4 protein-coding genes are annotated in these 6,337 nt (G+C 71.1%); all 4 read left to right on the top strand.

What is annotated here, in order from left to right; genetic code table 11:
• Positions 1-2,648: glycoside hydrolase family 48 protein (locus AB0C76_RS40860; RefSeq protein ID WP_359975721.1), on the top strand; the 2,648-nt coding region annotated here is incomplete at its 5' end.
• A 317-nt stretch (positions 2,649-2,965) separates the two neighbouring features.
• On the top strand, positions 2,966-4,435 hold the full coding sequence (locus AB0C76_RS40855; protein WP_359975718.1) for an endo-1,4-beta-xylanase: 1,470 nt from the start codon (positions 2,966-2,968) through the stop codon (positions 4,433-4,435).
• 142 nt (positions 4,436-4,577) lie between these two features.
• Positions 4,578-5,552, top strand: coding sequence for a glycoside hydrolase family 6 protein (locus AB0C76_RS40850; RefSeq protein WP_359975715.1), 975 nt, complete (start codon positions 4,578-4,580; stop codon positions 5,550-5,552).
• A gap of 492 nt (positions 5,553-6,044) precedes the next feature.
• A partial coding sequence (locus AB0C76_RS40845; protein WP_359975712.1) for an endo-1,4-beta-xylanase occupies positions 6,045-6,337 on the top strand: 293 nt, incomplete at its 3' end.

Genomic DNA, 6,337 nt, shown 5'->3' with positions numbered 1-6,337 from the left:
TCAACCCCGGCACCGCCTACACCACCAGCGCCAACTTCTCCTACAGCGGCACCAACACCGCCCCCACCACCTTCACCGTCAACGGCACCCCCTGCCGCGGTGCCAACCAGCCCCCGACCGTCTCGCTCACCTCCCCGGCCGCGGGGCAGACCTTCACCCCGGGCTCCACCGTGACGGTGTCCGCCGCCGCGGCCGACGCCGACGGCACCGTCGCGAAGGTCGAGTTCTACGCCTCGACCCCGGGCGGCACCAACACCCCGATCGGCACGGCCACCACCGCGCCCTACACCGTCGGCTGGGCGAACGTGGCGGCAGGCGACTACTCCGTCATCGCCGTGGCCACCGACGACGCCGGTGCCACCACGACGTCCGCTCCGGTCGCGATCAAGGTGGCCGGGCCGAGCGTCCTGGTCAGCCCGGCCGCGCTCGCCGTCCAGCAGGGGAGCACCGGCACCTTCACCGTCGCGCTCTCCCAGGCGCCGACCGCCAACACCACGGTGACGGTGGTCCGTTCGGGAAACGACCCGGACCTGACCGTCACGTCCGGCGCCGCCCTCACCTTCACCCCCGCCAACTGGAACGTTCCGCAGACCGTCACCGTCGCGGCCGGCACCGACGCCGCCCAGGTCGGCGGCACCGCCACCTTCACCGCCTCCGCGACCGGCTTCGGCTCCGGCGCCGTCACGGTGACCGAGGCGGCGAAGACGTCGGGCTACGACCGGTACTTCCTGGACCTCTACAGCAAGATCAAGAATCCGGCGAACGGGTACTTCAGCCCGCAGGGCATCCCGTACCACGCGGTGGAGACCCTGATCGTCGAGGCCCCGGACTACGGCCACGAGACCACCTCCGAGACGTACAGCTACTGGCTCTGGCTGGAGGCGGACTACGGCCGGGTCACCGGCGACTGGACGGGCTTCAACAACGCCTGGACGAGCCTGGAGACCCACCTGATCCCCAGCCATGCCCAGCAACCCGGCCAGAGCACCTACAACCCGGCCAAGCCCGCCCAGTACGGCCCCGAGAAGGCCCAGCCGGACCAGTACCCGGCCAAGCTGAACGCCGGCGTGCCGGTCGGCAGCGACCCGCTCTCCGCCGAGCTGAGCAGCGCCTACGGCAGCGCGGACGTGTACGCCCCGGCATGGCTGCTGGACGCCGACAACAAGTACGGCTTCGGGCAGTGCGAGGACGGCACCGGCAGGCCCAGCCTGATCAACACCTTCCAGCGCGGCCCGGAGGAGTCGGTCTGGGAGACCGTGCCGCAGCCCGACTGCGACCTGTTCAAGTACGGCAACAGCAGTTCCGGCTTCCTCAGCCTGTACAACGACGGCGGCGGCTCGTTCAGCAAGCAGTACAAGTACACCGACGCGCCCGACGCCGACGCCCGGCTGGTCCAGGCGGCCTACTGGGCGGAGCAGTTCGCGACGTCGCAGGGCAAGAGCGCGGCCATCACCGCGACCCTGGCCAAGGCCGCCAAGCTCGGCGACTACCTGCGCTACTCGCTCTACGACAAGTACTTCAAGCAGGCGGGCAACTGCCTCGGCTCCACCGCCTGCCCGGCCGGCACCTCCAAGGCGAACGAACAACTCGGCCTTCTCACATGGTACTTCGCCTGGGGAGGGGCGGCCGACGGCGGCTGGTCGTGGCGGATCTCCGGCTCCACCGCCCACCAGGGCTACCAGAACCCGATGGCCGCCTGGGTGCTCGCCAACGACCCCGGCCTGAAGCCGCTCTCGCCGAGTGGCGCCGCCGACTGGGCGGACAGCCTGGACAAGCAGCTCCAGTTCTTCCAGTGGCTGCAGTCCACCGAGGGCGGCATCGCCGGCGGCGCCACCAACAGCTGGGGCGGGAACTACGGCGACGACGCGGCGCCGCCGGCGGGCGACCCGACGTTCTACGGCCTGTACTACGACTGGCAGCCCGAGTACCACGATCCGGCATCCAACCAGTGGTTCGGGTTCCAGACCTGGTCGATGGAGCGGTTCGCCGAGTACTACTACACCACCGGCGACGCCCGGGCGAAGGCCATCCTCGACAAGTGGGTGCCGTGGGCGATGTCCGTCTCCAAGGCCGACCCGGCCACCGGCACCCTGACCACCCCCGACAAGCTCTCCTGGACGGGCGCGCCCGACACCTGGAGCGTCACCGGTCCCGGGAGCAACGCCGGGCTGCACGTCACGGCGAGCGGCACCGCCACGGACGTCGGCGTGGCCGGCTCGCTCGCCAAGACCCTCACGTACTACGCGGCAAAGTCCGGCAGCAGCAGCGCCAGGACGTTCGCCCAGAACGTCCTGGACACCCTGCACGCCAAGTACACCGACGGCCTGGGTTACTCGGCCGCCGAGACCCGCGCCGACTACAGCCGCTTCACCCAGGCGTACTCGCCGACCACGCACCAGGGCCTGTACGTACCGCCCGGCTGGACCGGCACCTACCCGGACGGCACCAGGATCAGCTCGGCCAGCAACACCTTCCTGTCCATCCGCCCCTGGTACACCAGTGACCCGCAGTGGTCCAAGGTGCAGAGCTACCTCGACGGCGGCGCCGCGCCGGTCTTCAACTACCACCGGTTCTGGGCCGAGGCGGACATCGCCACCGCCTTCGACACCTTCGCCCAGCTGTTCCCGACGGTGAACCCGGGCGGCTGAGCGGACCCCGGCCTCGGCCCCGGCCCCCGGCTCCGCGCACGCACGCGGAGCCGGGGGCCGGGACACGGCCGCGCCGACCGCCGGGCCACCACCTTTCCGAAACATCGTCGAAACTTTCAACCGCGTATTGACGGGTCCCGCACACTCCGAGTTGTCTAGCCACGGGAGCGCATCCCCACCGGACGCCGTCCGCCGGACGGCTGCCGCGGCGCTCCCGATCCCGGACCGACGGCGCACCGCCGTCATCGCTCGTGCGCAACCACCCCGCCCGCATCGCGGGTGTGTGCCACCCCCTGGAGCGACATTGGAGGGCGACCGTGCCTCTCGGAAAGATCCTGATCAGGCCTCACCACGCCGTGATCGCTGCGCTGGTGCTCGCGCTGCTGCTCGCGACCGGCGCATCGCTTGCCACGCCCCCCGCCGCGGCGGCCGGCAGCACGCTGAAGGCGGCGGCGGAGGCGGACGGCCGGTACTTCGGCACCGCCCTGACGGACGGCGACCTCGGGGTCGCCGGTGAAACCGCCGTCGCCGGAGCGCAGTTCGACATGCTGACCCCGGGCAACGAGATGAAGTGGGACGCCACCGAACCGTCCCCCGGCTCGTACGACTTCGGGCCGGGCGACCGGCTCGTGCAGTTCGCCCGCTCGCACGGCATGCGGGTGCGCGGCCACAACCTGGTGTGGCAGAACCAACTTCCCTCCTGGGCGCAGAACCTGCCGCTGAGCCAGGTGCGCTCCGCCATGGAGGCACACATCACCGCCGAGGCGACCCACTACAAGGGACAGGTCTACGCCTGGGACGTGATCAACGAGCCCTTCAACGGCGACGGCTCCCTCGTCCAGGACGTGTTCTACCGGGCCATGGGGTCCGGCTACCTCGCCGACGCGCTGCGCACCGCGCACGCCGCCGACCCGGGAGCGAAGCTCTACATCAACGACTACAACATCGAGGGCGAGAACGCGAAGAGCAACGCGCTCTACAGCCTCGCCCAGTCGCTGCTCGCCCAAGGGGTCCCGCTGGGCGGCATCGGGCTCGAGAGCCACTTCATCCTCGGTCAGGTCCCGGCCGACCTGCAGGCGAACATGCAGCGGTTCGCGAACCTGGGCCTGGACGTGGCCGTCACCGAACTGGACGACCGGATCCAGCTCCCCGCCTCGGGCACCGCCCTTCAGCAGCAGGCCGCCGACTACGCCGCCGTGGTGCGGGACTGCCTGGCCGTCTCCCGCTGCGTGGGTGTGAGCCAGTGGGGCGTGGACGACGCGCACTCCTGGATCCCCGGCACCTTCCCCGGAACCGGCGCCGCCACCATGTACGACGGCAACGACCAGCCCAAGCCGGCCTACGACGCGGCGCTCTCCGCCCTCGGCGGTTCCAGCTCCGGGGGCGGTGGCACCACGGGCGAGCTGCACGCGGTCGGCGCGGGCAAGTGCCTGGACGTGCCGAACAGTTCGACCGCGGCGGGCAGCCAGGTGCAGACGTACAGCTGCTGGGGTGGCGCCAACCAGATCTGGACGCACACCCCGGGCGACGAGCTGAGCGTCTACGGCGGCGCCGGCCGGATGTGTCTGGACGCCTCCGGGCAGGGCACGAGTTCGGGCACCAAGGCCGTCGTCTGGCCGTGCAACGGCCAGACGAACCAGCAATGGCACATGAACGCGGACGGTAGCGTCACCGGGGTCCAGTCCGGCCTGTGCCTGGACGTGTCCGGCGCGTCCACCGCCGACGGCGCCCCGGTCCAGCTGTGGAGCTGCAGCGGCCGCGGCAACCAGCAGTGGACGCTCGGCTGACACCGGACGGGTGCGGCCGGACGGCCCCGGGCCTCCTCGGCCGTCCGGCCAGACGGCTTCCCCCCCTCGGCCGGGCGACGCGCGCGAGGAGTCCACTTTCCACCCCCACACCTCACACCCCTCACCCCGTAGAGGAAGCACCATGCACCGCTTGCTCCGCAAGCTGTCCCTGCTCCTGGCCCCGGCACTCGTCGGCCTGCTGGTGGCGGTCCAGCCCGGGACCGCGCACGCCGCCGATCCCACCCTCATGACCAGCGGGTTCTACGTCGACCCGGACTCCAGCGCACAGCAGTGGCTCAACGCCAACCCCGGCGACGGCCGAGCCCCCGCCATCCGTTCGTCGATCGCCGACGTGCCGACGGCGCGCTGGTTCGGCAACTGGAGCGGCACCATCGGGACGGCGACCGGATCCTTCGTCGGCGCTGCGGCCGCCCGCGACAAGTTGCCGGTCCTGGTGGCGTACAACATCCCCAACCGGGACATCTGCGCCGGTCAGTCCGGCGGCGGCGCGGGTTCCGCCGCGGCCTACGACAGCTGGATCGCCGCCTTCGCCGACGGCATCGGCAGCCGGCCGGCCGTGGTCGTCCTCGAACCCGACTCGCTGGGGGACGAGAGCTGCATGACGCAGACCCAGATCTCCGAGCGCAACGCCCTGCTGCGCAACGCCGTCGCGCAGTTCAACACCAAGGCCCGGAACACCTGGGTCTACCTCGACGCCGGCAACCCCGCCTGGTTGAGTGCCGGGACCATGGCCCAGCACCTGGCCGCCGCCGGCGTGAGCGGTGCACACGGGTTCTCCCTCAACGTGTCCAACACCTACCCCACCGGCCAGAACACGGCGTACGGCGACGCCGTCAACGCCGCCCTCGGAGCGACGTACGGTTTCACCAGACCGTACGTCATCGACACCAGCCGCAACGGCAACGGATCCGACGGCACCTGGTGCAACCCGGCGGGGCGGAGGATCGGCACACCCACGCGGGCCGGCGGCGGCGCCGAGATGCTGCTGTGGATCAAGGCGCCCGGCGAGTCCGACGGCAACTGCGGCACCGGCACCGGATCGACCGCCGGACAGTTCCTGCCGCAGGTCGCCTACAACCTGGTCTTCGGCTACTGACCCGAGGAGCCGACACGATGACCAGCCTGTGAGATCACGGACGTGGCCGACTCGTGGCTGCATCCGGCCGCCTCGACCAGCCCTGCCCACATGGCCGAAGGGGCGGGCCGACTGCTCGTGAGCGGCTCGTCAACCGCACCGCCCGGGTGGTCGCTTGACGGATCGGCGGGGAAGGCAGCCGGGCCTGCTCGGCGGCCCGTCCGAAGGCGGGGCGGATCCGAGCCGTCACCTCTGGGCCGCCGCAGCGCGAGGTATTGACAACGCACACCCCCTGGAGGACATTTCACGGAACATGTCAGGAAGGCCGAGCGTTCGCGCCACAGATTGTGAGCGCTAACGGATGAGTCCGGTCGCCGGGACGCGCACCGCCCCCACCCACCCTGCCCGGCGGGAACGGCTCGGCCGAAGTGTGCGCTCGCACGGCCGTCAGGACCAGGCGCCGGTTCCCGGCAGGCATGCGGGCTCCCTCCCACCCAAGGAGAGCGATTCGTCATGACATGGCTCAACGAGAGGCCCCGTCTGCGCAAGGTCCTGACGGGGGCCGCCTGCTTGATCGTCGGCACGGCCACGGCCGTCGCCGCGAGCCCGGCGGCCAGTGGCGCCGGCGCGACCACGCTGGGTTCAGCGGCGGCCGGCAGCGGCCGCTACTTCGGTACAGCGGTGGCCGCGGGCAGGCTCGGGGACTCGACCTACTCCACCATCCTCGACCGGGAGTTCAACGCGATCACCCCGGAGAACGAGATGAAGTGGGACACCACCGAACCCTCCCGCGGGTCGTTCAACTT

This window comes from Kitasatospora sp. NPDC048722, assembly GCF_040650235.1.
In the GTDB taxonomy this organism is placed as follows: domain Bacteria; phylum Actinomycetota; class Actinomycetes; order Streptomycetales; family Streptomycetaceae; genus Kitasatospora.
The sequence above is the reverse complement of the archived record's forward strand: the minus strand, read 5'-3'. Positions and strand labels throughout refer to the sequence as shown.

What these genes read in the sequence shown, in the direction of transcription:
- AB0C76_RS40850 (WP_359975715.1), top strand. Translation starts at nt 4,578, where the DNA reads ATGCACCGCTTGCTCCGCAAGCTGTCCCTGCTCCTGGCCCCGGCACTC.